Raw genomic sequence first — 23,969 nt, 5'->3', positions numbered from 1 at the left:
CCTCTGTTTCCACGCGATGATCGGCCGCTCCGGTCCGCCGTGGCTGCTCGCCGCGATCAAGCGGAGCACGAGGTCGCCTCCAGGGCGGGCAGCAGGGGCACGGACCATTCATCGTCCTCCTGACTAACTTTGCGCGGACCGAGCGCTATGCCGACGTCATTCGCCAGAGCGTCGCGGTCTGATGCTCGGTTCACCGGGGCCGACAGGGAGGACGATGATCGCCAGGATGTTGCGCGCGCTCAGGTTGCTCCTGGCTGTCAGCCTGCTTGTCATTGCCGTCATGGCCCTGCAGCACCTGGTCCGCCCGACGGTGGCGGCCGAGGTCGTCGCGAGCCTCCGCCTCGTGCCCGGCCGACGGGTCGCGCTTGCCGCCCTCGTCACGGCCGTGAACTACGCGGTCTTCAGCGGTTACGAATGGCTGGCGGTGCGCTATGCAGGGGAGCGGCTCTCCTTCAGGCGGGCGGCGTTCGCTTCCTTCGTCGCGTATGGGATCAGCCAGAGCCTGGGCATGTCGCCCTTGACCGGCGGTGCGGTGCGATGGCGCCTTTACTCCGGCTGGGGAGTCTCGCCACGTGCGGTGGCCAGGATTGTTGCCTTCAACCTCCTGTCCTACTGGATGGGCATGGCCGTTCTGGCGGGGCTGCTGTCTCTGGCTGTGCCCGTCACTGGGTTCTCGGTGGTCTCGGCGTGGCAGCGGCTCATCGGGGGAGTCCTCCTCGTGCTCGTCGCCGTCTACGTGGGGCTCTGCGCGCGAGGACGCCCGCTGCGTCTACGGAGCCTCTCGCTAGCGCCGCCCGCGCCCCGGTTCGCCCTGGCCGGGATCGCGTTCGGTGTCATCGACTGGGCCCTGGCCGGCTCGGTCCTCGCCGCGATGGCCGGCGATGTGCTTTCGATCTCGATTCCGCGCGTCCTCACTGCCTTTCTGCTCGCGCAGCTCGCGGGCATCGCGAGCCAGGTGCCAGGGGGCATCGGCATCTTCGAATCGGTCTCGCTCCTGCTCCTCACGGGTTCAGGCGCTGCGTCCGCCCCCGCCCTCGCGGGGCGGCTGATCGCCTACCGTGCTCTTTACTACCTCGTGCCGCTCGCCCTCGCGCTGCTCGCGTGGCTCCTGCGCGAGCTGCAGGAGCGCGGCCGCGCTCTCTCCACGATGGCCGTCGCCGGCCTGCAGGTCTTGTGTGACTTTTCCCCGTCGATCGCCGCGGCAGGCACGTTCCTCGCGGGAGCGGCGCTCGTCCTGACGAACGCCTATCCCGGCGGCGCCGCCTTCGGCCGGCTCAACCACTTCATCCCCGACACCCTTCTCGAGCTCTCGCGCCTGCTCGGGAGCGTCGCGGGAGCGGCGCTCCTGTTCCTCGCTCGGGGCATCCAGCGCCGGCTGGCCGGGGCCTTCCATTTGACCGTCGTCCTGCTCGTCGTGGCGACCCTCCTGGGCGCCGCCCGGGGACACCCGCCCTGGCACGCGGCCGGCGTAGCCTGTCTGCTCGCCCTCTTCGTGACCTTGCGGGCCCGCTTCTACCGGCGGTCGTCGCTGTTCGACGACGCCTTCTCCCCGGCCTGGAGCGTGGCGATCTCGCTGGTGATCATCGGCGGTGTGAGCCTCACCGTCTTCTCTCGGCGTCACGCCGCCTACTCGGCACAAACACTCTGGCAGTTCCTGACCGCCAGCGACGCCCCCCGGGCGCTCAGGGCCTCGGTGGCCGCTCTGGCGACCGCGATGCTCCTCGCCTGGGCGAAGCTCATGCGACCACCTCCCGTCCGGGCGCGCGTGGCGAGCCCGAGCGATCTCGCGCGCGCCGAGCGGCTCATCGGCGCCGCTCGAGATACCCTCGCCTGCCTGGCGCGCCTCGGGGACAAGTCGCTCCTCTTCAGCGAGAGCGGCAGGTCCTTCTTGATGTTCAGCGTCCAGCGGCGCAGCTGGATCTGCCTTGGCGATCCGATCGGGCCCGGCGACGAGGCGGCGGAGCTGCTCCGGCGCTTCCGGGAGCTCTGCGACGAGTACGACGCCTGGCCGGTCTTCTACCAGGTCCGACCAGAATGGCTCTTCCGCTACGTTGATCTGGGCCTCCGGCTCGTCAAGATCGGGGAGACGGCGCGGGTGGATCTCGGCGCCTTCTCGCTGGAGGGTCACGAACGCAAAGCGCTTCGCCAGATCCAGCGCAAGTTCGATCGCCCGCCTTACCAGTTCGAGCTGGTCGCCCCGGCGAACGTTCCGCCGATCCTCCCCGCGCTGAAGGTGACCTCCGATCTGTGGCTCAGCGCCAAGGAAACGCGCGAGAAGCGCTTCTCGAACGGCTGTTTCAGCCCGAGCTATCTCGAGCGCTCACCCATCGCGCTCCTCCGCGACGAGCGCCACATCCTCGCCTTCTGCAATGTCCTCATGGTCGTCGAGGAGCTGTCCATCGACCTCATGAGACACCGGCCCGATTCGCCCCGCGGGGTGATGGATTATATTCTTCTACAGCTGCTGCTTTGGGGGCAGCGCGAAGGATACCGCTGGTTCGACTTTGGAGTCGCGCCCCTGTCCGGCGTCGAGCAGCACCGGGGCGCGCCCGCGTGGACCCGCATCGCGCACATCATGTTCGAGACCGAGAGGCCCTATCACTTCAAGGGACTGCGAGAGTACAAGGAGAAATTTGGACCCGTCTGGTCTCCCCGCTATCTCGCCTATCCGCCGGGGCTGAAGCTCCCTCAGGTGATCTCGGACCTCATCGTGCTCCAGTCCGGGGGCGTCAAGGGGGTGCTAGGCCGCTGAGCCGCAGATCCTGACCCCAGCGTGAGCCGTCCGGCTCAAGCGGGCGCGCGCACCCAGTGCGTAGGTAAAAGAAGCCCGATCGCTGCGCGAGGCAGCGTGGCGTGGCGAACCGAATTGCCGGGGCCACGAGCGTCGCGACGCCTCGTTCATGGGCCGAAAGAGCGGGCCCCGCGCGGCGCAGCCCAGACGGCAAGACCGTGGTACGCAACGCGCCGTGCCCGACGACGGGCTGAGACCGACATGCCGCGCGTCGCGAGGCGTCGGGACGCACCTCAACCAAGGTCGCCGGTGAAGCAGATCGGCACGCGGAACGCCGTAAACATGGCCTTCACGGTCGGGGACCTCGCGCGCCCAATCCGTGAGCGCGGCTCCCACCACGTATTTCATCGACACTCGTCGAGCGCCTGACGGAGCGGCGAGGGGGCGGGCATGCCGGGCATTCCAGGGCCAGGAAATCCAAACGCGATCCGAAAGTCAATCTCCTCGTAGGCGCCGTTCCACCGCACAGCCACGCTGCACGCGCTGGTTGACATAGAGAACCTTACGCGATCCGCACCCCTCCTGGGAACGTGACTCTATATCATCAATCTGTCCATCGATCGAGGGGGCCGCCTTCACTCCACAGCCTACGGGGTGACCGTGAGAGATGTCGGTGAGAGTACGAACGAAATGGTGCCGTTCATCGAGGGGCCGAGCAGCGCCAGAAAGACCGGCAGCAGCTCGATGGGGAGTTGCACCCCTACGCCCGCGGACGTACCGCCATCACGGGTGCCGTCTCTTGGGGGGGTCGGACCAGCGGCACTGACAGAGAACGCGGCATTCGGAGCGAACGCGAAGCTCCAGGTCGCCTCCAACAATGCCTCGCGATTGATCGTATTCCCATTGAGGTGACTCGCCTTCATCTGGAGCACGACGCTCCCCTGACCAGCAATGCCGACTTCGATGAGCGGCCCGGCGACCCCCTTCAGCATCCCGCTGGCAAACTCGAAAAACGCCATATTCCATCCATTTCTCGCCCCTTGGCGAGTTGCTAGATCGTTCTTGGCTTCCATCCGCTTCCGTGGCCACCTCGAGCGCGCGAATGGCGGATTTGGACGTCGACCTCTCCGTCGACATAGCGATGAGATTCTTCTCGCTAGAATGGTCCCCTGAGCAACTAATACCCCCCCTCTTGCCGCATGAGCGTCAGAGAAGAGTCAGAGTGGCGCGATGAGGGACCAGGTCTTCCGCCAGCCCTTGTTCGTATGATTCGACACTAGCTCGCCATGGCCGTCGAAGCCCACTTTATGGGCCTCGCCTGCGCTGCGATCGTACAGCAGCAGCTGGCTCCGGCCGGTGCCCAGGAAGTCTCCGGCCGCGACGAGATCCCAGCTCTTGCGCCAGCCGCTGTACGTGCGGTCGAAGTTGAACGCGCCATGGCCGTCGAAGCCCACGATAGCGGCCTCGCCCGCGCCGCGATCGTAAAGCAGCAGCTGGCTCCGGCCGTTGCCCAGGAAGTCTCCGGCCGCGACGAGATCCCAGCTCTTGCGCCAGCCGCTGTGCGTGCGGTCGAAGTCGAACGCGCCATGGCCGTCGAAGCCCACGATAGCGGCCTCGCCCGCGCCGCGATCGTACAGCAGCAGCTGGCTCCGGCCGTTGCCCAGGAAGTCTCCGGCCGCGACGAGATCCCAGCTCTTGCGCCAGCCGCTGTGCGTGTGGTCGAAGTTGAACGCGCCATGGCCGTCGAAGCCCACGATAGCGGCCTCGCCCGCGCCGCGATCGTAAAGCAGCAGCTGGCTCCGGCCGTTGCCCAGGAAGTCTCCGGCCGCGACGAGATCCCAGCTCTTGCGCCAGCCGCTGTGCGTGTGGTCGAGGCGCAGCGCGCCGCGGCCGTCGAACGCCACCAGGTCGGCATCTCCGGAACCACGATCGTAGAGCGCGATGCAGGCGCTGCCGTCACCGAGGAAGTTGCCTGCGCACAGCGCGCTCCAGCTCTTGCGCCAGCCGCGGTTCGTGCGATCCAGGGCGACGTCGCCATCGTTGAGGAACCCGACCACGTCGCCCTCGCCAGCAGCGTGATCGTACAGAACCAGCCGCCGCCCCGCAACGGGCACACTGAAGAGTGGAATGCTCGAATACCCGTCCTGGACGAAGTACCCACGGAAGTCGCCGCTAGTGCCCCCCGATGGGAAGAACCGCCAGTGCTTCCAGCTCCGGTCCAGGTAGAGAATGCACTCGCCGTTCACCTCGTTGGGATCGTAACAGTAGATCGTGAAGTCGCCCTTGCCTTCCTGGTAGCCTGTGGCGACGACGACGTGTGAGCCGAATGCGTCCAGGAACTTCGCCAGGCCGATCGGGATCGGCGCCCCCGCGTCGAGCGACGCCTTGAGCTTCTTCCACTCATCGTGCGTTGACCAGTGTCTCACCGCATTGTCATCCGGGTTCAAGAGCATCGGCATCCAATGGCCTACGTTGCTGCTGTTGAGCGACGCCTGGATGTGCCGGCTCATGATGAAGATGCCGAGCGGGTCGGCGTTTACGTCCGGCTTCGTGGTCTGGTCCGGCGTGTGCTCCGACGCATGGAAGTAGTCGAGCGCCGCCCACGACATACCCCCGCACAAGCCCTGGAAGCCGAAGTTGATCCCTGCGATCGTGACGTTCGGAAAGCCGTTGGCGAAGCGAAACCCATGCCGCGTGGGGGCGAAGGAGGTGCGGACAGCGGGCTTCACCCAGGTGTCGGTGCTCCAGATCGGGGTCGCGCCCAGGTAGAGAACGACGTTCTCGTCGTCCTGTACGACCAGTCGCGCATTCGGGCTGCCGGCGGTGTTCGAGGCCCACAGAGGTGTCGCGCCTGCGTAGATCACGAGGTTGCCGTCGCCCTGCATGGCGCAGCGATCGGCGCCTCGTCCGGCCGTTCCAGACGCCCAACGAGGGAGCCAGAAATTCCTCGATAGCCTCTTCACTGAGAGGACGAGGTCCCCATCACCGCCAAACGTAAGGCGGCTCTTGCCGTCTGCCGACACGACACGCTGTCCGAGCACCAGCTCGCCCCCAGGATTCAGTGTGTCACCCATGATTTCTCCCCTCCTGCTTCGCTGATTGCGTTCCTTACCAGCTCGATCATGGACCGCGTTGGAGACGCGACGCCTCGCGCGACGAGCCCCTTCGTCGCGAGCGCCGCCTCCGTTCGGGTATACGCAGCTCGCCCGAGCCAGTAACGCAGGTCGCGCAAAAATTCGTCGCCCCGCTCTCGCCTCTCCGCGGGACCGCCCGTGCGCACCAGCGTATTCGACCGCAATGCCGCCCGTGAGGATCCAGGGAGACATAATCCGCTCGTAAGCGTATCCTAGGACGTCGGATGCCCATGCCCGCGAGCGAGTCGGACCAGCAACGGGACCAACGGGCGGCGCTCAGCGCGGCGATGGATCGCTACGCCGATGGCGACGCCAAGGCGTTCGGGGAGATCTATGACCTGCTCGCGCCGCGGCTCGGAGCCTTCTTCCTTCGCCACACGCGCGATCACGCTCACGCGGAGGATCTCACCCAGCAGACCTTGCTCCAGATGCACCGCGCGCGGCAAAGCTTCGTCCGGGGGTCGGACGTGACCCCATGGGCCTTCGCGATCGGGCGGCGGCTGCTCATCGATTCGCGCCGCCGTCGCAAGAACGAGGTCCTCTTCGACTCGGCCGACGACGGCGCGGGCGCGCTCCATCTCCGGGTCTCGCGCGACGCGATCCCCGAGGAGGTCGCCTCGACGAAGCAGATGGCCGCTCGCGCGAGCGCGGAGTTCGAGCGCTTGCCCGAGCCTCAGCGCGCGGCCTACCAGCTCGTGCGCGGCGACGGGCTCACGGTGGCCGAGGCGGCGCAGGTGCTCGGCACGACGGCGTCGGCGGTGAAGCAGCGCGTGTTTCGCGCCTACGAGGCGCTACGCGCTACGCTGGGCATCGGCGACGCTGCGGACCCGCAGGGGAACGAGCGATGACGCGCTGCGGGCGCGCTCGTCGGCGCGAGGGGGACGCAGCTTCCCGAGGCAGGAGCGCCGGTCGGCCCCGAGAGATTCGCCGCTACGTCACCTTTCTCGCGGGACCGACCGCGCGCCCGTGCGTATTCCGGGCTGAGGCACCCCAATGCACCGCGCGCCCCTAGCACCAGAGCTCGCTGGAAGCCGTCCATGATCGACGAGGACGCGCTCAAGGCACGCGTGCTGGCCGCCGCGGAGGCGACGCCTTCGCCCACGCGCCCCGAGGCGCGGCGGCGAGGGTTCGCCATCCTCATCTCGTCGATCGTACTGGCGTTCGCGATCTTCGAGGCAGCTGGCGGGCTCGAGCACTCCGCGGGCCGGCCCCTCGGGCTCACGCTCGCGACCGCCGGCGGCTGGAGCCTTTTCTGCGCGGCGCTCTCGTGGCTGGTGCTGTGGCGCGGCCGCGCGACGCTCGGGCGGTCGCCCGTCGTGGTGCTCCTCGCGGGGCTAGTCACGCCGATCGCGCTGACTGCCTGGACGCACGCCTTTCACGGCACGTACCCCGAGCCGTTCGCGCGCGTCGGCTGGCGCTGCCTCGGCTACACCCTGGCGATGGCGACCCTGCCACTTGGATCGCTGCTCACGCTACGACGCGGCGCCGAGCCGCGCAGCCCCTGGGCGCTCGGCGCCGCAATCGGCGCAGTATGCGGTGCGTGGGCCGCCGCACTCGTCGATCTGTGGTGCCCGCTAACGAACCTGCCGCACGTGCTCGCAGGCCACGTGGTCCCGCTCGGGATCCTCATTGCGGTCGGCGCTCTCCTGGGCCGGCGCATGCTCGGAGTACGGGCGCTCCGCACCGACGTCGCTCGGCGCTCGGACAGCCTCGATCCCTACGTCGACACCAAAGGGGTGTGAGGCCCAGCCCCCCGAGATGCTCGCCATGGACCTCGTGGATCGGGTGCTGCTGGCGGTACCGGTGAGACAATGGGTGCTTTCGCCGCCATTCGAGATCCGGCGCCTAGCTGCATTTCGCGCGAAGGTCGCGACGGCGATGGGGAGGATCTTCATCGAGGAGATCGCGCGGGTCCAGCAGCAGGCGGTGGCGACGAGCGGCGCCCAGCACGGGGCCGTGAATTTCCTTCGGAGATTCGGCGGCAGCCTCAATTGGGGTTTACACCATCACGCGATTGTCTCGGATGGCGTCTTCTCGAAGAGCAAGCTCGGACAGATGTCGTTTCGACACCCTTGTCCCTTCCGCGGAGGCGCTCGCGGAGTATGGTTCGAAGGGTACGCGATCGCGCAGTTCGCTGGCTAAGGAAGTGACGCATGTAGAGCTGCTTGCGCGGCTTTCCACACTTAGAGTAAGGCTATGCCCCCTCGGAGTTCCGAATGGAAGCGATGGCCGACAGAGGTCCTGATAGACGGTGTCGGCCCCGCTTCGCCGCGGCGGTCGGCCGCGAGCTGGGCGCCACGTTCACGGTCGGCGAGGGGCGCGCGATCGGCATCCGCGCGCGATCGGCCGCGGCCACCTCAGCCTCACGCGGCCAGCGGCGGCCGTGCGAGGATGTGCGGCGTGACCATAACGCCGCAGAAGCCGCGCAAGGATCCGCGCCAGGAGCGCTCACGCAGCACGGTCGACGCCATCCTCGAGGCCGCCGGTCAGCTGATCGAGCGCGACGAGGAGGCGAAGCAGAGCCGTGTATCGACCACGCACATCGCCGAGCGCGCCGGCGTCAGCGTGGGCTCGCTGTATCAGTACTTCCCCAACCGCGAGGCGCTGGTCGCGGCGCTCTTGCGCCGCTTCGTGCAGAAGCGCTTCACCGAGATCCGCCGGGTGCTCGATGAGGTCGAGCCGCTCCCGCTGGAGGCGGCGTTGGACCGGCTGGCCGGCCGGTTGATCGAGCTCGAGCTGGCCCACGCGCGCGTGATGAAGGCGCTCATGAGGTGGTTCGTGCGGGTGGGCGACTTCGATCTGATCGCCGAGGCCGATCGCGAGGCCGAGGCCGCGCTGGCCGAGCTCCTGGCGCGCATCCGGCCCAAGACCCGCGCGGTGGATCCGCAGCTCGGCGGCTTCTTCCTGTTCCACGCAATGCGAAACACCCTGGGCATGGCGGCCTTCCGCGAGGGCGACATGCTGCGCGCGCCGGCCGCGCAGGCCGAGCTCACCCGGCTTTTGTACGGCTATTTGCGGCCCGACTGACGGCCGCCGGCGCGCGCGGGCGCGGCGCCGGGAATGCGAATGGGCGGCGCCGGTCGCGCTGCCTAGATCGAGGCGCATGCGTTCCTTCGAATGGGTCACGCGCGGCGAGCCGCACCGCGCGCGCCGGCGCCGCATCCTTCGCGAGCACCCCGAGATCCGCGCGCTGTTCGGCTACGACCGGCGCACCATCGCGGTCACCCTGGCGGTGGTGATCGCGCAGTTCGCCGTCGCCTGGCTGCTCGGCGTGCTCGCCGCGCGCTGGTGGGTGGTCGCGCTCGCGGCGGCGACGTGCGGCGCGGTGCTCTCGCACTGGTGCGCGATGTCCATCCACGAGGCGGCGCACGATCTGGCCGCGCGCCGCGCGCGCTCGAACAAGCTGCTGGCGCTGTTCGCCAACCTGCCGATGGTGCTGCCGGCGGCGATGAGCTTCCGCCGCTACCACCTCGCGCACCACGCGCTGCTCGGTGTGGCCGGCGAGGACACCGATCTGCCGCGTTCGCTCGAGGTGCGGCTGATCGGCGCCGGCCGCGTGCGCAAATTCCTGTGGCTGTTCTTCTACTTCGCGGTCTACCTGGGCCGCGCCGCGCGCTTCGCCAAGCCGCCGAACCGCGACGAGTGGATCAACCTGGCCATCCAGCTGCCCGCCGCGTGGCTCTCGTGGCGCCTGCTCGGCGCGCCCGGCTTCGCCTACCTGCTGCTGTCGACCCTGATCGGCCACAGCCTGCACCCGGTGGCCGCCCACTTCGTGCACGAGCACTACGTGTACGCGCCCGGGCAGGAGACCTACAGCTACTACGGGCCGCTCAACCACGTGACGTTCAACGTGGGTTACCACGTCGAGCACCACGACTTCATGAACGTGCCCGGCTGGCGCCTGCCCGCGCTGCACCGCATCGCCAAGCGCCACTACGACACGCTGGTCTCGCACCGCTCGTGGACCTGGGTGCTGTGGCACTTCATCACGAGCCCAGCCCTGGGCCCGCACGCCCGCATCGTGCGCTCCCGCGCCGTCCATGATGGCGCCGTGAGGCGGTCGATCCAGGTTGGCGCCAGCGAATGACGAGCGCGGGGAAGCCGATCCAGAGGGCGTAGACGGAGCCCCCGCTCCCGGCGGGACGAGCTCATGACGGGCTGGACGAGGGGCAGGAGGCGCCGCCGGCGGGAGCGCTCAAGGCGCCGTCGCGCAGCCGCGACCGCGGAAGACGACCAGACCGCCGAGCTGGACGCCCACGACGTCAGGGCACCCGTTGCAGTCAAAATCGGTGATGCCGACGCCGAAACCGTCGATGTCCTCGAACGTGCCAGGGAACGGCGCCGCCTGGGCCTCGAACGTGCCATCCGGCGTCTGGAGGAACGACCACATCTCGGCGGTGTTTCGGCTGACCGCGACGAGATCGCTCCGCCCATCGAGGTTCAGATCGGCGATCTGCAGGCCTCCTGAGACGAAATACTGGTGGTCATCGATGGTGAGCAGCGGCTGCGGCGCCGTCAGGTGGCCGAGCTCGTCTTGCAGCAGGATCCAGACCCGCATCGGCCCGTCGGAGTACTCGTGCGTGACGGCGGCGACGTCCTGGCGTCCGTCGTTGTTCACGTCGCCCACCGCGACCGAGACGAACGAGACGCCCGAGCTCGGCGGCGTGGTCTCGAAGAAGACCTGCTGTCCGGTCGTGTCGAACCCGCTCTCGACGTCGTGCGGAAAGACGGCGATGCCCGCGCCCACGCCGCTCATCGCGATCACCGCGTCGGGGTGGCCGTCCCCGGTCACATCGCCGGTGACGATGCCGGACATGAACACGCCGGCCGGCAGCTCGTGGGCCAGCTCGAAGCCGCCGCCGCCGTCGCCCCGGTAGACGAGGATCTTGCTGTGATAACCGAGCCCGACGATGTCGAGGACGCCATCCCCGTCATGGTCCACGGCGGTCGGGGAGAACGTGGTTGGCCCGGCGATCATCCTCGGGGGCTCGAAAGCGCCGCCGCCCTGGTTGCGGAGGAAGGCGAGCCCTTCCTGCTGCGCGACGACGACGTCGAGCGCGCCGTCGTGGTCCGCGTCGAGCAGCAACGTGTCCTCGACCGCGTTGGCCGGCGTGGAAGGGGTGTAGATGACTTCGCCGTTCAGGTCCCGTACCCGCGGATGGGTCTGCAGGTACAGCGCTTTGCGATCCGTGCTCAGGAAGTCGAAGCGCCTGTCCCCGTCGATGTCGCCCAGGGACAGCTGACCCATGTACACGCCCGAGGACTCCGCGGGATAGAGGAGACCGGGCTTCAGGTAGTAGCCGCTTCCGTCGCGCGGCTCCTCGCCGGGGAACGGGCCCGCGCATCGATCGCCCACGCCGCCGCCGTTCGGCACATCCGCGCCGCCGCCGTTCGGCACCTCCACACTGCCGCCGTCCGGCACATCCGCGCCGCCGCCGGCCGGCACATCGACGACGTGCTCGGCCGTCCCCGACCGGGCAACGGGCCTGTCCGGCGAGCCGACGTCAGCCGCCTCCTCGTCCCGCGGCGGATCGACCGGGGCGTGCTGGGGAGATGGCTCGGGAAAAACAACCGAGCTCTCGCACCCCGAGCTGAATCCGATGAGCAAACAACAAGCTACCACCATGCGTCCGCTGCTGTGTCGCGCACACCCCATCGGCTACCTCCGCAAGACAAGTGAAACCCACGAACCTGAACGCCTCCAGGACACGCCCGTCCCCGCGCCCTCGGCGGCTCGGCGACTACGATGCAATGAACAGGCTGCGCATTCATCGGAGCAGGAAAATCGCAGCGCGTCATCGGGGACGCGGCGGCACGTTCTTGCCCGGCGCATCGCGTCGCCGAGCCGGCCACGACGGTTCTCCCTGCCGGTAACGCGCCGCGGTGTAATTTTCTACCACGACGCGCGTCCAGCGCCGTGAGCCCCCGGAGCGCCTCTTCCGCGAAGGCGCAACAGAGGAGAGACACCTTGCTTTCTGGCGTCTTTGCGCTCCTGGCGCCTTCGCGGTGAAACTCTCCCCGCCCGAGAGGCAGAGCCCTGTCAGGACGTCAGACCCGCCGTATCAGCAGATCATCCCCTGGCCGCGCATCTCGGCGAGATCCTCGTCGCTCGGCCGGCGGTGCCGCCCGAGGAGCAGGTCGCCGAGCCAGAGGAGGTTGTAATTGCAGTGCATGTACCGGTGGTGCAGGTAGTGGTGCCGGGAGATGAAGCGCACGTAGCGCGTGCCGAGAAGCCACCGCATCGGCCGGGACGCGCGGGCCATGGCCTCGGCCCGCGGCATGTGCAGGTACGGGTGGAGGACGAGCGACGACAGCGGGTAGATCACGAGCGGCAGCAAGGCGCCGACGACCACCGCCGCCGGGAGGAAGAGCGCGTACAGCGCGAAGAACGGCAGCACGGGGGCGGCGAACGCGAGGATCCCCAGGCCGGCCAGCGAGACGCCGTATTGCTCGCGGATCATCCGCCGGTCGCCCTGGGTCTCGACGATCCAGCGATCCAGCCGCTCCTGCTCCTCGCGGTTCCGGAACTGCCGCACGTGACTCTCACGGTAGGTCTTGCCGTGATGCACGACCGTGTGGCTCGTGTACGCGCGCAAGAGCGGGCGGCCCGCGCGGCCGAGCCGCTTCGCCGCGCGGCGGACCGCGAGGCTCGCGTGCAGCGCGTTCCGGTGGAGAAACGACTCCGCCATGGAGACGGTGAGATAACCGATCACGACGCCCGCCACGATCTGGACAGCCCCTGTAGACATTGCCACGGGATTCATGGGTATGCTCCTTCGCGCAGACCTCTGGTCTGCAAGGGACGCTGGCGCGGCCGGCGAGCAGCGCGGCCGGGATGCCTTCGTCGATGCCGGTTCGTGCATGGCAACCGCGGTGCCAGCCGGCTGCGGCGCGACTCCGCCCGTCCGGCGCCGCGGTTCCGCGCCCGGAGCCCTCACGCCGCGCCGCGGGGGCGCTCCTCACATGGAGGCCAGGACCTCCAGCTGGCGGCTGCCCCCTTTACCCCGGCTGGCCGCATGCGCCGCCGGCGGCGCGGCGCGTTGCTCGATCGAGCAAGCCGATGTCCGCGCCGATGCAGCCTGGGCTCGCTGAGGCCCTGATGACGCGCGGCGCGCCCGCGTCGGGGCGGAGGGCGGCCCACGAGGCCCGCTGGAGACTGGCATCCTTGCTGCAATGACGCCTCTCGCCGCCGCACCGACGCTGCCCCCGTGCCGGCCGTGGCCGGCTGTCGCTCGGCCCGGCTCCTCGGGGAACACCCGGGGATCAGGGGCTCGCGCCGGACAGCGCGCCTCGCGGCGGAGAGGAAGAGGTTGAGGACCCATGATCGAGCAGAACGCCCTTCATCGCGCATCCTGGATGCAGCGTCCCGAGCCACTGTCCGCGCAGCAGGGTGAGCGCGCGTCTCTCGTGCGCCTCGCGCGCGGCCACGCCGCGACCGTCGCGGGCTTCGTCACGAGCAGCCTCACCCCGGAGCTCACGCCGGCCGTCCCCTGGCGGTTCCGCGTCCCTGGCGGGCCGTACGGCGCGGCGGCGCTGACCGGCCTGTACTTCCCTTCCCCGGGCAGCCGCGACCTGGTCGTCCTGCTGCACGGCATGGGCGGGGATGTGCGCTCGACCTACCTGCGCGCGGCGACGGCTGCCCTGCGCGCGCAGGGGCTGTCGGTGCTCCGCCTCGGCCAGCGCGGCTCGTCGTGCGACCCGGAGGATCTCCACCACGCGGGGCTCTGGGAGGACCTCGCGGCCGTGCTGAGCGGCGATCCCCTCGTTGCGCGCCAGGAGCGGATCTTCGTCGTCGGCTTCTCGATGGGCGGACACGTGGCGCTCCACCTCGCCGCGGCGGGGCACCCGCGGCTCGCGGCCGTGGCCTCGATCTGCTCGCCCCTCTACCTCGATCGCGCGGTGAGCCACATGGATCGCCCCGAGAGCGTCGTGTACCGGCGCCACGTCCTCGGGGGGCTGAAGCGGATGTACCGGGAGATCGCGCGGCGGCGGCGGATGCCCGTCCCGCCGTCGGCCGTCGATCGGGCGGCGACGCTGCGCGAGTGGGACCGCCTGACGGTGGTCCGCCGCTTCGGCTTCCGCGATCCCACGGCCTATTACGAGGCCCAGGGCGCCGGGAGGATCCTTGGCGCGCTGGCCACCCCGGCGCTGCTCCTGTACTCGCGCCAGGATCCGATGGTGCCGCCGGCGACGCTCGCCGGCCTGGCGGCGCACGGGGGGCTCTCGTCGCCCGCCCGCGTCGTCTGGATGGACGGCGGCGGCCATATCGCGCTTCCCCGCAGGCTCGATCTCGGCCTCGACCCGGCCGTGCCTCGGGCCCCGTACGAGCAGATCGCCGCCTGGTTGCGGCGGCACCAGGCCCCCGGAGGCGCGTCATGAGCGCTCGGATCATCACCATGGCCATGACACGCCTCGCTTCGCTCGAGACGCAGAGGACGGAGAGGACGGAGCTCACGATGAAGACCGAGGATGCGTTTCCCCGCGCCGCGCCCGCGGCGACCGACACGGCCCCTCGCACGACCTCGCTCCCGGCCGAGGGGGCCCGGCGGCTGATGGCGGGCATCAAGGCGATCCGCGCCGGCGCCTCGGCCCGGACGGGCGCGGAGGATCTCCGCCATATCAAGCGCCTGTCCTTGCTGGGCCGCGCCTTCTCCGCCCTCGGGTACGCGACGTCCGCGCTCGGGCCCAACCCGATCTCGATGATCCTCATCGCCCTTGGCCGGTTCGCCAGGTGGGTCGTTGTCGCGCACCCGGTCCTCCACAAGGCGTATGATGGCGTCGCCGGCGGCGACCCGGCCTGGAACAGCCGCACGTTCGCGCGGGGCCGGCGCAGCCTGTGGGACTGGTTCGACTGGCTGGACGCCGACGCGTGGCAGGCGCAGCACAACGTCTCTCATCACTGCTACACCGGCGACGAGCGCGACCCCGACCGCGTCGCCGTCAACATGGCGTGGCTGAAGAGCAAGCCGAAGCTCGTCCGCGCGCTCGCGCTGTTCTTGACCGCGTGCACGTGGAAGTGGCTCTACTATGGCCCGGCCACCCGGAGCGCCCTCCGCAAGCGGCGCGAGCGCGCGGCCGAGGCCTCGACGGAGGGGCGCGAGCGCGCGGCCTGGTCGCCCAGCGTGCTGCTCGACCGCGAGATGCTGCTCCGCTCGTACCTGCCGTATGCGCTCGTGCACTTCATCCTCCTGCCGCTCGCGTTCCTGCCGCTCGGCCGCTGGGCGGCGCTCGGCGTGCTCGTCAACAGCGTGGCGGCGGAGCTCCTGTCGAACCTGCACAGCTTCGCGGTGATCGCGCCGACCCACACGGGCCTGGATATCCCCATCTTCGAGGGCGCCGCGCGCAGCCGCGAGGAGTACTACGTCCGGCAGATCGTCGGCTCGGTGAACTACGAGAGCCCCAGCCGCGCCGCCGACTTCCTGCATGGCTACATGGGGTATCAGATCGAGCATCACCTCTGGCCGGACCTGCCGCTCCGGCAATACCCCGAGGTCGCGAGGGAGGTCGAGGCGCTGTGCAGGGAGGTCGGGCTGCCCTACCGCAGGGACTCCGTCTGGAGGCGGATCACCGAGATGGTCCGCGCGGTGATCAGCGACGAGGAGGTGCAGGCCACGCGCGTCGCGATCTCCGATGCCGGCGCGCGCCGCGCCGGACGGAAGAACGGCGGTGGTCTTGAGCTCGCTTCCTTGCACGGATAGGCTCCGAGGCCCATCGATCGCGGGCTCGCGCGGACGTCACGGATGTCATGGACGTCACGAACGTCGGATTCAGAAACAGGGAGAGAGGGAATCATGGCGACGAATCAGGAACGACAGCTGGTGGTGACGTGGCAAGATCCTGCGCCGGCGGTGGAGAAGGTGAGATCGATGTCCGGCCTCGCCTACCTCACGGCCATGATGAACGGCGAGCTGCCGATGGCGCCCATCGCGAGCCTCCTCGGGCTGCGGGTCGCGGCGGTGGAGGCCGGCCGGGTCGTCATCACCGGATCTCCCGGCGAGCAGCACCAGAATCCGATCGCGATGGTCCACGGCGGGTACCTGAGCACGATGCTCGACTCCGCGATGGGCTGCGCCGTGCACGCGTCGCTGGAGGCGGGGGTCGGCTACTCGACCGTCTCGCTCCAGGTCAGCTTCGTGAAGGCCCCGCGCGCCGGCGGGCCCGAGCTCATCGCCGAGGGCCGCGTCGTCCACCTCGGCAAGCGCCACGCCACCGCCGACGGGACGCTGCGCGACGCCGACGGCACCCTCTACGCCCACGCCACCACGACGTGCCTGATCCTGCGATGAGCGCCGGCTCACCCGTGAGCCGGCGCGGCTACCGGAGGATCTCCTCGAGCAGCGCGTCCGGCACGCCGCGGAGATCGTCGCCGAACGACCCGACGCCGAGGAGCGCGATGGGCGTGTGGATCGCGGCCTGACAAATCCCTCATTTGTTGGCATTTCAGCAGAAATTGAACGGGGAGGCGCGGAGACGGGGAGTACAATCCAAACAATCTCCCCGTCTCCGCGCCTCCCTGTTCAATTCCCCCGAAAAATTCGAGAGCGCCGCGGATCCCCGTGTCAGACGCTCCTCGTCTGCGGCGTCCTCCCGGAACGCGGGACTCGGCACCTCCTCTCCATCAAGTGGAATCGCAGCGGCGCCGGGGACTCCGAGGGGATCGCAGAGAATCGCTGTGCTCTCCGTGCCCTCTGTGCTCACTGCACCTCCCTGCCCCGGATCCCGGGCGCTCGAGCGACGGGGGCGAAAGGCATCTCCCGGAGGAGGCCCGAGGCTTGCTCTCTCCAGCGCAGGTGCGTCGATGGCACCGGGAGGGGCGCATGTGGACGTCGAAGACGGGGAGAACCAGCGGTAGGTCAACAAGGGGGAAAGGCGTCGTCCAGGGGCTCGCCGGGCTTCTCGGGATCGGCCTCTGTCTCGGCATCTCCAGCGCTTCCGCCGGCGATGCGACTCAGGCCATCTCGCCTCAGGGCATCTCACCTCAGGCCCCGGCGCAGGGGCGTTCCGGGCCGCCGCAGCGAACCGCGACGACCACGCAGCGCGCCCCGCAGCAGACCGCGATCATCACGCAGCGCGGCCCGCAGCGGGTCGCGACAGCCACCGTCGCGAACCCGCGCAGGGCGCGCTGGATGATCGCGGGCGCGTCGACCCTGGGCGGCTTCTGGGTCGCGTCGGCCGTCCGCGGCGCCACGCTCTCCCTCGCGCAGCCGGAGGTGCGGATCCGAATGGTGCCGCAGTGCTCCCAGGGCGCCTGCTTCGTCGTCCTGCGCCACGAACGCACCTCGGCCAACCCCGCCTCGCTGCTGATCCCCCTCGCGGGTCCGTGGATCCACCTGGGCACGGGGCGGCCGACGGCGGCCAGCGCGGTCGGCCTCTCCCTCCTCGGCGCCGGGCAAGCCGTCGGCCTGGGGATGCTGCTCGGCGGCATCGCGATGCCTCGGCAGGTGCGCGTGCCGCTGCAGCGCGGCCAGGTCCTCCAGGTGGGCGCGGCCCCGCTCGTCACCCCCGGCGGGCTCGGGCTCTCGATCAACGGATCGCTGTAGGCGCGCCCGTCACCGCGGGAGGCGCGAGGTTGAGGATCGCCCGCACGCGCAGCCGCTCCTCGGGCGTGAACGAGCCCTCGAGCAGCGCCTCCTCCTCGGCGCGCCGCGCGTCGGGATCGGCCACCGTCGCCTCGATGTCCGCGCGCGCGCCGGCGAACGCGTCGAGGCGCTGCTGCCAGGCCGCCCGCTGCCGGTCGAGCTCCGCGAGCCGGTCCGCGGCCTCGGGGCCCACGGTCGCGACCCGGTGCGCGCGCAGCTCCTCGTCCGAGGCGCCCGCGTCCCGGAGCGCCTGCTCCTCGGCCTGCTGCGCGAGCGGGCGCGTCGCAGCCTCCCGCGCCTGGCGGACGGCCTCCGGGAGCGCCTCCTCGACCTCCGCGATCCGCGCGTCGCGCTCCTCCGGCGAGAGGGCCTCGTCCGCGAGGACGCGGGACTCCTCGATGGCCGCCTCGATCTCCCGCTCCTCGTCGCCGAACAGCCGCGCCGCGGCCGCCTCGCCGAACCATGCGCGCCGGATCGCGCGCAGCGCGGCGAGGCGCGCCGCCGGATCGGCCTCCCGCTCGACGCGCGCCTCGCCGGCCGCCTCGCGGTAGCCGAGGTACCGGTCGAACAGCGCGATCGCCTGCTCCGCCGCGCGCCCCGCGGCCCGCTCCCGGATCGCCGCGACGACGCGGGCCCGGATCGCCGGCGCCGGCTCCTCGCCGGTGGCGCTCAGGAAGTAGTCGAACAGCCCGAGCAGCTCCGGGCCGACGACCAGACCCCCGCGCTCGTCGACGGTCACCGCGCCGTCGACCTCGGTGCCGCGGAGCGAGGGCGGCGCGGCGATCGCCGGCGGGCGCGGCGCCGCAGGGGGCCGCGTTACCGACAGCGCCTGCCGGACGCGCGTGGGAGCCGGCGCCACCGACAGGGCGGGCAGCGCCCCTTCCCGATCGGGGCGCGCGGCCCCGTTCGATCGGCCCGAGGGCGCCGGCCGTGTCCGCTCCCCCGAGACGAGGCGGCCCGCGCCGATCACCGCGACGAGCGCCATGGCCACGAAGAGAGCGGTCCTGCGACGACGCGTCACGAAGAGCCCTCCGGAAGGTCAGAGGCCGACGGCCTTCAGCCGGCTCGCGTGCGACCGGAACACGGACTTCGGGTTCGGGCCAGACAGGTTGATAAACCCGAAGAGCTGATTGACCTCGTCGAGGTGGTTCATCGCATAGTCGTCGCGGACCACCTCCCCGAAATGGGAGCTGCACCTGCCCACCATCCCGTCGTTCGACTCCGAATACAGCGTGGAGATGAGCTTGAGCGTCAGGTCCGTCGGATCGACGAGGCTCGTGACGACCGCTGTCCCCGACCACGAGAAGAAGCGCACGCCGCCCTCCTCGGGGGGGCCCTGCCCGCACCGGCCGTCGGGCAGCCCGGCGGGGTAACGCGCGTTGAACTCGCGCATCCCGGCGGCGGACAGCGATCTGACGGCGGCGATCGCGTCCTGAGGCGCCGTGTGCCCGCTGAGCAGGCTGAGCACCGCGCCGAGGCTGTTGGCGAGGAGCGAGAGCGCCCCCTCCGCGAACCCGCCCTCCCGCAGGTTCTCCTGGAGGAAACTGGCGAGCTCGGCCCCCTGATGCGGAGACCCGATGGTGGTCACCGAGGCAATGAGATCCGGCCGCACCGCGGCGACATACCGGGCGTCGAGCCCGCCATGGCTGTGCCCGACCAGGTTGACCTTCCCGCTCCCGGTGCGCGCGACGATATCCTCGACCTGCGCGAGCAGCGCCTCCCCCCGCGCCTCGGTGCTGTCGAACTGGGGCACCTCGGTGGCATACACCTCCGCCCCGCCGGAGCGCAGCGCCGACGCGATCCCGCCGAAGTAGTCGATCACCCCGAACATCGCCTTGAAGCCGGCCATCCCGTGACAGAGCACGATCGGATACCGCGTCTGCGCATAGCTCTTCATCGCCAGCGCGCCCTCGCCGACCTCGGCGCGCTCCGCGTCCGCCGGCTCGTCCATCGACGCGACGCATCCTTGCGAGAGCAGCACCACGACAGCTCCCGCCGTGCACCGCAATGCGTCAATCCACGTCCGGCGCACGGCCCATCGTTTTCTCTCGACTCTCTGATTTCGAGCGGGTGTGACGGCGGTGGGTCGTGCAGCGCGCATGCTGGAGGAATGAGCTCGTCTGATCACCTGTCACCTCTGATAGAGTATTTGTTTAATTCGAATCAAGCAGAACTCACAGGCTCTCAGCGCGACAAGCAGCTCACGTATCCTGGACAATCGGAAGGCCGGTGTCCTCCCCTTCACGGGTCACGTCGGCCCAGGCGGCGCGACAGGGCATCAGCGCGGGGGCGCAGCGCCGCCCATGTCGCGGCGAGGGCCGGGGACACGCGGGCGGGCGAGGCGGAGGGCCCGAGCCCTCGGGGCGGCTAGGTCGCCGTCGCGCCGCGCGCGCCGCGGACGATGCGCGCGTTCTCGGGCACCGCCGTCAGGAACCGCTCGCGCCGCCGCGGGTCCGCGATCCGGCGCGCCCGCGCGAGCAGGAGCTCCCTGGCCTCCGAGAGCACCGCGGCCGCCTCGCCGTGGGCGCCGGACGCCGCGAGCGCCTCGGCGTAGGCGAGCCGCACGAGCGACTCGCCTTCTTCCAGGGATCCGAGCGCCGCGAGCTCGCCGAACGCCGCCCGCGCCGCGCCGAGCGCCGCCGCGACCTCGCCCGCGGCGAGCAGCGCCCGCGCGCGCACCGCCACCGCGGCCGCGCGCAGCCGGGGGGCCACGTGCAGCGCCGCCTCGGCCGCGCGCGCCTCCCGCTCGGCGGTCGCGGCGTCGCCGGAGAGGAGCGCGATCTTCGCGAGGTAGGTCCGCGCCACGCCCTCCATGCGGAGGTCGCCCCGCTGCTGGAACGCCTCCACCGCGCGCCGCTCGACGAGCTGCGCCTCGTCGAGCTTGCCGAGCTGCCCGAGCGCGTGGCCGAGGTTGTGCAGCGCCACCGTCTCGAGCTCGCGCAGCCCCATCCGGTCGGCGGCCTCCAGGGCGGCGCGCAGGACGGACTCGGCCGCCCCGAGCTCGCCGAGCTCGGCGTAGATGAAGCCGAGGTTCGCGCCGATCACGCACGCGCTGCGCCTGTCCCCGGCCTGCTCGAAGGCCGCGAGCGCCGCCTCCAGGCCCTCGAGGCACGCCTCGGGATCGCCGCCGGCCGAGGCGCGGATCGCGCGGAGCTGCTGCGCCATCGCGACGAGCTCGGCGTCCGGCGGCGGATCCGCGCCGAGGTCCTCGTCGATGCGCGCGAGCAGCGCGTCGGCCTCGGCGTAGCGGCCGCCGAAGACGAGCTGCGCGCCGCACTCGCAGAAGCACGCGATCCGGGCGCGGCGCAGCGCGGCGGCGCCGGAGGACAGCGCCGCGGACGCGGCGGACATCGTCGCCGGGGGCGCCGCGGAAGGCGGCCCCGCCGGCGCCGCGGACGTCGTCGCCGGGGGCGCAGCGGACGCGCAGGAGGGCGGCGCCGCGGACATCCCCTCGGCGACGGCGGCCCAGCGCGCAACGCGGTCGACCGCGCCGAGCTTCCCGGCCGCGGCGGCGATCTGGGTGACCGCCCGGAACCACCCGGCGCAGCCGGCCGGGAGCAGCTCGGCCGCGGACGCGCCCAGCTCCTCGGCCGCCGCGAGGTCGCCCGTCCAGACGTTGACCTCGGCCGCGACCAGCCGGAGCGCGCCGAGATCCTCGCCCTCGGCGCCGCACGCCTCGCCGCACGCGGCGCGCTCGATCGCGGCGCGCAGGTCGTTCGCCTCGAGCGACTGCTCGGCCGCGCGGCGGTACCAGCGCACCGCGCGGCCGGGCTCTCCGCCGCGGCGGAAGTGCTCGGCCACGCCCCGCGGATCGGCGGAGGCGCTCCGCTCGAGCCACGCGCCCGCGAGCCGGTGGCCGAGGGCGCGGTCGCGCTCGGTCAGCATGGCGTACGCGGCCTCGCGCACGAGCGTGTGGCGGAAGACGTAGTCGGCGGCGTCGGCGAGGCCCGCCGACGCCGAGGCCGGCGCGACGAGCTCACGGTCGGCGAGCGCCGTCAGCCAGGCCTCCACGTCGGCGAGGCGCTCCTCGCCGCCGAGCAGCGCCGCGACGCCGCGCTTCGAGAAGCGATCGCCGAAGATGCTGGCCGCCCGGAGCACGCGCTTGCCCTCGTTGCCCTCGGCGTCGAGGCGCGCCTCCACCGTGCCGAGCACCGAGTCGGGCAGGAGCTCCTCCTTGCCGCTCGCGACCGCGCGGATGAGCTCTTCCAGGTAGAACGGGTTGCCGCCGGCGCGCTCGACGAGGCGCGCGACCACGCTGTCGGGCATGGGCTCGCCGAGCGCGGCCCGCACGAGCTCCGCGCTCGCGCGGCGCGGCAGCGGGCCGAGCTTGATCGTCTGCACCTCGCGCTCGGCCCACAGGCTCGGGAACAGCCGGTGGACGTCCGGGCGCGCGAACGCGAGCAGCATGAGCGGGAGCTCGCGGAGGTTCCGCAGCGTCGCGTCGAGCAGGCGCACCGTGGCGGCGTCGCCCCAGTGGAGGTCCTCGAGCGCGAGGAGCACGGGGCGCGCGGCGCACTCGGCGGCGAGCCAGTCCTCCCAGGCGGCCCCCACGCCGTCGCTCATGCCGGTGGCGCTCTGGCGCGCCGCCCGCACCATGCGGGCGTGCTCCGGCGACGGCGCGCCGCTGATCTCGCCGAGGAACGCCGCCGCGCGATCGAGCGCCGGGCCGCCCAGGTGACGCCCGAGCCGCTGCTTCAGCTTGCGATGCCGCGCCCACGCCGGGTCGCGCGCGCAGAGGCCGGCGGCCCGGCAGAGCACGTCCGCGATCATGCCGAACGGCGAGCCGGGAGCGCCCGAGTCGGCGCGGCCCCAGAGGATCTCGATCGGCTCGTCCCGCTGCCGCAGGGCGGCGAAGAGCTCCAGGCGGAGCCGGGACTTGCCGGCGCCGGGCGGCCCGAGGACGAGCACCGCGCTGGCGAGCGCCTCGGAGATGCAGCCGGCGAGCACGCCGTGGAGCATCGAGAGCTCGCGGGCGCGGCCGACGCACGGGGTGCGCTTCCCGAGCAAGGCGGGGGCGACCTCGTCCACGGCGCGCTCGCCGTAAAGGAAGAGCGGCCCGCCCGGCGCCGAGGGCGCGGCGTGCGCGACGATGAAGCGCGGGCCGAGCATGTCGGCGGTCGCGCCGTCGATGCGCACCGCGCGCACCTCACGCTCATCGAGCGCCGCGCGGAGCTCGGCGAGGCCGCGGTCGATCACGTCGCCCTCGGCGAGGCCCGCGGAGAAGACGCCCCGCCCCGTGATGACGCAGAGCGGTGCGGCCGGGAGCTCGGTGCGGAGGGCGAGCGCGCACTGGGCGGCGCGCTCGGCGCGATCCACGGCGCTGCCGGGGCCGGACATCATGACGATCTCCACGCCCGGGACGAGCTGCGTGAGCTTGCCGCCGTGGAGCTCGATGAGCGAGCGGATCTCCGCGGCCCGGGCGCCCGACGTGGACGGCTGCGACCTGCTCGATCCGGGCGGCAGCTGCGACCTGCGCGAGGCGGGCGGCGGCTCGCCAGGGGCCTCCTGGGCGGCCTGCGGGGCGGGCTGCGGCGCCCGGGCTGCGCCGTGGCCAGGCTCGCCGAGGAAGACGAGGCTCACGACGCGCTGCTCGCCCAGCGTGAGGGCGGCGCGGTCGCGCGGGGCGAGGCCGTGGGCCGGGGCGTCGGGCGCCGCGCCGCCCGCGAGCGTCGGCGCGTCGGGCGGCGCGGTCCACCCGCCCCGCATCGCGGCGATCCGGTCGAGCTCGGCCGCGACCTCGGCCCCGTCGCGCGGGCGGTCGCCGGGCTGCCTGGAGAGCATGCGCGCGACGAGCTCGTCGAGCGGCGCCGGCGCGTCCGCGCGCACGTCGCGGAGGCGGGGCGGGTTCATCAGCAGCACCCTGCTGAGCGAAGCCATCGGGCTCGCGCTCGCGAAGGCGGGCTGGCCCGCGATGCACTCGAAGAGGACGCACCCGAGGGAGAACACGTCGCTGCGCGGGTCGGGCGCGCTGTGCGCCTCGACCTGCTCCGGGGCCATGTACCCCGGCGTGCCGAGGACGCCGCCGGTGACGGTGACGCGCCCCGCGTCGCTGCTGGGCCGCGCGATGCCGAAGTCGACGAGCTTGACCCGCCCGGCGTCCCCGCCCGGGAGGAAGAGGTTGCTCGGCTTGATGTCGCGGTGGACGATGCCGCGCGCGTGCGCGAACGCGAGGGCGTCGGCGGCCCGGCGCACGAGCAAGAGCCCCTCGCTCGCCGGCAGGACGCGGCGCGCGAGGCGCGCGGCGAGGTCCTCGCCGTCGAGCCACTCCATGGCGAGGTAGCGATCGCCTTCCGGGGTGCTGCCGTGCGCGACGTAGCGCACGATGCCCGGGTGGACGAGCGCGGCGAGGAGGGCGGCCTCCCGCTCGAACCGCTCGATCTGGATCTCGTTCCTCAGCCGGACGATCTTGAGGGCGACCGCCGCGCCGCCGAGGCGGTCGTACGCCTTGTAGACGGTGCCCATCCCCCCGGAGGCGGCCTCGCCCTCGACGACGAAGCGCCCCGCGATGATCTCCGCGTGGCCCAC

17 protein-coding genes are annotated in these 23,969 nt (G+C 71.4%); 10 read left to right on the top strand and 7 right to left on the bottom strand.

All coding sequences use genetic code 11. From position 1 onward, the window contains the following. The first annotated feature begins 226 nt into the window (after positions 1–226). Complete coding sequence (mprF, locus tag WMF34_RS18020) at positions 227–2,752, top strand: bifunctional lysylphosphatidylglycerol flippase/synthetase MprF (RefSeq protein ID WP_437994022.1); 2,526 nt, start codon at positions 227–229, stop codon at positions 2,750–2,752. A 626-nt stretch (positions 2,753–3,378) separates the two neighbouring features. On the opposite strand, the gene WMF34_RS18015 is transcribed toward mprF, so the two are convergent. Together WMF34_RS18015 and WMF34_RS18010 are read right to left on the bottom strand one after the other, a co-directional pair. Continuing rightward, entirely contained in the window at positions 3,379–3,804 is a 426-nt protein-coding gene (locus WMF34_RS18015) for a hypothetical protein (protein ID WP_012236114.1), read from the bottom strand. Positions 3,805–3,948: 144 nt separating this feature from the next. After that, the gene (locus WMF34_RS18010; RefSeq protein ID WP_044965176.1) at positions 3,949–5,616 is read right to left on the bottom strand and encodes a lectin domain-containing protein; all 1,668 of its coding nucleotides are present in this window, start codon (positions 5,614–5,616) and stop codon (positions 3,949–3,951) included. A 473-nt stretch (positions 5,617–6,089) separates the two neighbouring features. Here WMF34_RS18010 and WMF34_RS18005 point away from each other — a divergent pair, with 473 nt between their 5' ends. The 5 genes from WMF34_RS18005 to WMF34_RS17985 all read left to right on the top strand — a co-directional run bounded on the left by WMF34_RS18005 (position 6,090) and on the right by WMF34_RS17985 (position 9,952). Further along, positions 6,090–6,713, top strand: coding sequence for an RNA polymerase sigma factor (locus tag WMF34_RS18005; protein ID WP_012236112.1), 624 nt, complete (start codon positions 6,090–6,092; stop codon positions 6,711–6,713). A gap of 189 nt (positions 6,714–6,902) precedes the next feature. After that, positions 6,903–7,607 carry an NrsF family protein gene (locus WMF34_RS18000; RefSeq protein ID WP_437994021.1) on the top strand — a complete coding sequence of 235 codons (705 nt, stop codon included), beginning with the start codon at positions 6,903–6,905 and terminating at the stop codon, positions 7,605–7,607. Positions 7,608–7,632: 25 nt separating this feature from the next. After that, a complete protein-coding gene (locus tag WMF34_RS17995; RefSeq protein ID WP_437994020.1) occupies positions 7,633–8,007 on the top strand; it encodes a hypothetical protein in 375 nt (124 codons plus the stop codon). A gap of 258 nt (positions 8,008–8,265) precedes the next feature. Continuing rightward, positions 8,266–8,892, top strand: coding sequence for a TetR/AcrR family transcriptional regulator (locus tag WMF34_RS17990; RefSeq protein WP_012236109.1), 627 nt, complete (start codon positions 8,266–8,268; stop codon positions 8,890–8,892). Between the two features lie 76 nt (positions 8,893–8,968). Beyond that, a complete protein-coding gene (locus tag WMF34_RS17985; protein WP_437994019.1) occupies positions 8,969–9,952 on the top strand; it encodes a fatty acid desaturase in 984 nt (327 codons plus the stop codon). Positions 9,953–10,060: 108 nt separating this feature from the next. On the opposite strand, the gene WMF34_RS17980 is transcribed toward WMF34_RS17985, so the two are convergent. After that, a complete protein-coding gene (locus tag WMF34_RS17980; protein ID WP_437994018.1) occupies positions 10,061–11,473 on the bottom strand; it encodes an FG-GAP repeat domain-containing protein in 1,413 nt (470 codons plus the stop codon). 454 nt (positions 11,474–11,927) lie between these two features. Next, positions 11,928–12,629, bottom strand: a complete 702-nt coding sequence (locus WMF34_RS17975; RefSeq protein ID WP_012236106.1) for a hypothetical protein — start codon at positions 12,627–12,629, stop codon at positions 11,928–11,930. Between the two features lie 556 nt (positions 12,630–13,185). Here WMF34_RS17975 and WMF34_RS17970 point away from each other — a divergent pair. The 4 genes from WMF34_RS17970 to WMF34_RS17955 all read left to right on the top strand — a co-directional run bounded on the left by WMF34_RS17970 (position 13,186) and on the right by WMF34_RS17955 (position 17,405). After that, positions 13,186–14,244 (top strand): alpha/beta fold hydrolase, encoded by a 1,059-nt coding sequence (locus tag WMF34_RS17970; RefSeq protein WP_437994017.1) that lies wholly within the window; start codon positions 13,186–13,188, stop codon positions 14,242–14,244. After that, positions 14,241–15,563 (top strand): fatty acid desaturase family protein, encoded by a 1,323-nt coding sequence (locus tag WMF34_RS17965; protein WP_437994016.1) that lies wholly within the window; start codon positions 14,241–14,243, stop codon positions 15,561–15,563. Before WMF34_RS17970 ends, WMF34_RS17965 begins: the two co-directional genes overlap by 4 nt. 93 nt (positions 15,564–15,656) lie before the next feature. Next, positions 15,657–16,151 (top strand): PaaI family thioesterase, encoded by a 495-nt coding sequence (locus WMF34_RS17960; RefSeq protein WP_012236103.1) that lies wholly within the window; start codon positions 15,657–15,659, stop codon positions 16,149–16,151. Positions 16,152–16,991: 840 nt separating this feature from the next. Continuing rightward, complete coding sequence (locus tag WMF34_RS17955) at positions 16,992–17,405, top strand: hypothetical protein (RefSeq protein WP_437994015.1); 414 nt, start codon at positions 16,992–16,994, stop codon at positions 17,403–17,405. Here the strand turns inward: WMF34_RS17955 and WMF34_RS17950 are convergent. The 3 genes from WMF34_RS17950 to WMF34_RS17940 form a co-directional block, all read right to left on the bottom strand. Then, positions 17,389–18,429, bottom strand: coding sequence for a lipase secretion chaperone (locus tag WMF34_RS17950; protein WP_437994645.1), 1,041 nt, complete (start codon positions 18,427–18,429; stop codon positions 17,389–17,391). The two genes, WMF34_RS17955 and WMF34_RS17950, sit on opposite strands and share 17 nt — an antisense overlap. A 54-nt stretch (positions 18,430–18,483) precedes the next feature. Continuing rightward, positions 18,484–19,395 carry an esterase/lipase family protein gene (locus tag WMF34_RS17945; protein WP_012236100.1) on the bottom strand — a complete coding sequence of 304 codons (912 nt, stop codon included), beginning with the start codon at positions 19,393–19,395 and terminating at the stop codon, positions 18,484–18,486. 416 nt (positions 19,396–19,811) lie between these two features. Beyond that, positions 19,812–23,969 carry a serine/threonine-protein kinase gene (locus tag WMF34_RS17940; RefSeq protein WP_437994014.1) on the bottom strand — a complete coding sequence of 1,386 codons (4,158 nt, stop codon included), beginning with the start codon at positions 23,967–23,969 and terminating at the stop codon, positions 19,812–19,814.

It is taken from the genome of Sorangium sp. So ce145, from assembly GCF_051525985.1.
Classification (GTDB): Bacteria; Myxococcota_A; Polyangia; order Polyangiales; family Polyangiaceae; genus Sorangium; species Sorangium cellulosum_B.
The sequence above is the reverse complement of the archived record's forward strand: the minus strand, read 5'-3'. Positions and strand labels throughout refer to the sequence as shown.

Bases quoted from the DNA above. Each gene is read 5' to 3' on its own strand.
- mprF (WP_437994022.1), top strand. From the start codon at position 227: ATGTTGCGCGCGCTCAGGTTGCTCCTGGCTGTCAGCCTGCTTGTCATT.
- WMF34_RS18015 (WP_012236114.1), bottom strand. From the start codon at position 3,804: ATGGAAGCCAAGAACGATCTAGCAACTCGCCAAGGGGCGAGAAATGGA.
- WMF34_RS18010 (WP_044965176.1), bottom strand. From the start codon at position 5,616: ATGCAGGGCGACGGCAACCTCGTGATCTACGCAGGCGCGACACCTCTG.
- WMF34_RS18005 (WP_012236112.1), top strand. From the start codon at position 6,090: ATGCCCATGCCCGCGAGCGAGTCGGACCAGCAACGGGACCAACGGGCG.
- WMF34_RS18000 (WP_437994021.1), top strand. From the start codon at position 6,903: ATGATCGACGAGGACGCGCTCAAGGCACGCGTGCTGGCCGCCGCGGAG.
- WMF34_RS17995 (WP_437994020.1), top strand. From the start codon at position 7,633: ATGGACCTCGTGGATCGGGTGCTGCTGGCGGTACCGGTGAGACAATGG.
- WMF34_RS17985 (WP_437994019.1), top strand. From the start codon at position 8,969: ATGCGTTCCTTCGAATGGGTCACGCGCGGCGAGCCGCACCGCGCGCGC.
- WMF34_RS17975 (WP_012236106.1), bottom strand. From the start codon at position 12,629: ATGAATCCCGTGGCAATGTCTACAGGGGCTGTCCAGATCGTGGCGGGC.
- WMF34_RS17970 (WP_437994017.1), top strand. From the start codon at position 13,186: ATGATCGAGCAGAACGCCCTTCATCGCGCATCCTGGATGCAGCGTCCC.
- WMF34_RS17965 (WP_437994016.1), top strand. From the start codon at position 14,241: ATGAGCGCTCGGATCATCACCATGGCCATGACACGCCTCGCTTCGCTC.
- WMF34_RS17960 (WP_012236103.1), top strand. From the start codon at position 15,657: ATGGCGACGAATCAGGAACGACAGCTGGTGGTGACGTGGCAAGATCCT.
- WMF34_RS17955 (WP_437994015.1), top strand. From the start codon at position 16,992: ATGATCGCGGGCGCGTCGACCCTGGGCGGCTTCTGGGTCGCGTCGGCC.
- WMF34_RS17950 (WP_437994645.1), bottom strand. From the start codon at position 18,429: ATGGCGCTCGTCGCGGTGATCGGCGCGGGCCGCCTCGTCTCGGGGGAG.
- WMF34_RS17945 (WP_012236100.1), bottom strand. From the start codon at position 19,395: ATGGACGAGCCGGCGGACGCGGAGCGCGCCGAGGTCGGCGAGGGCGCG.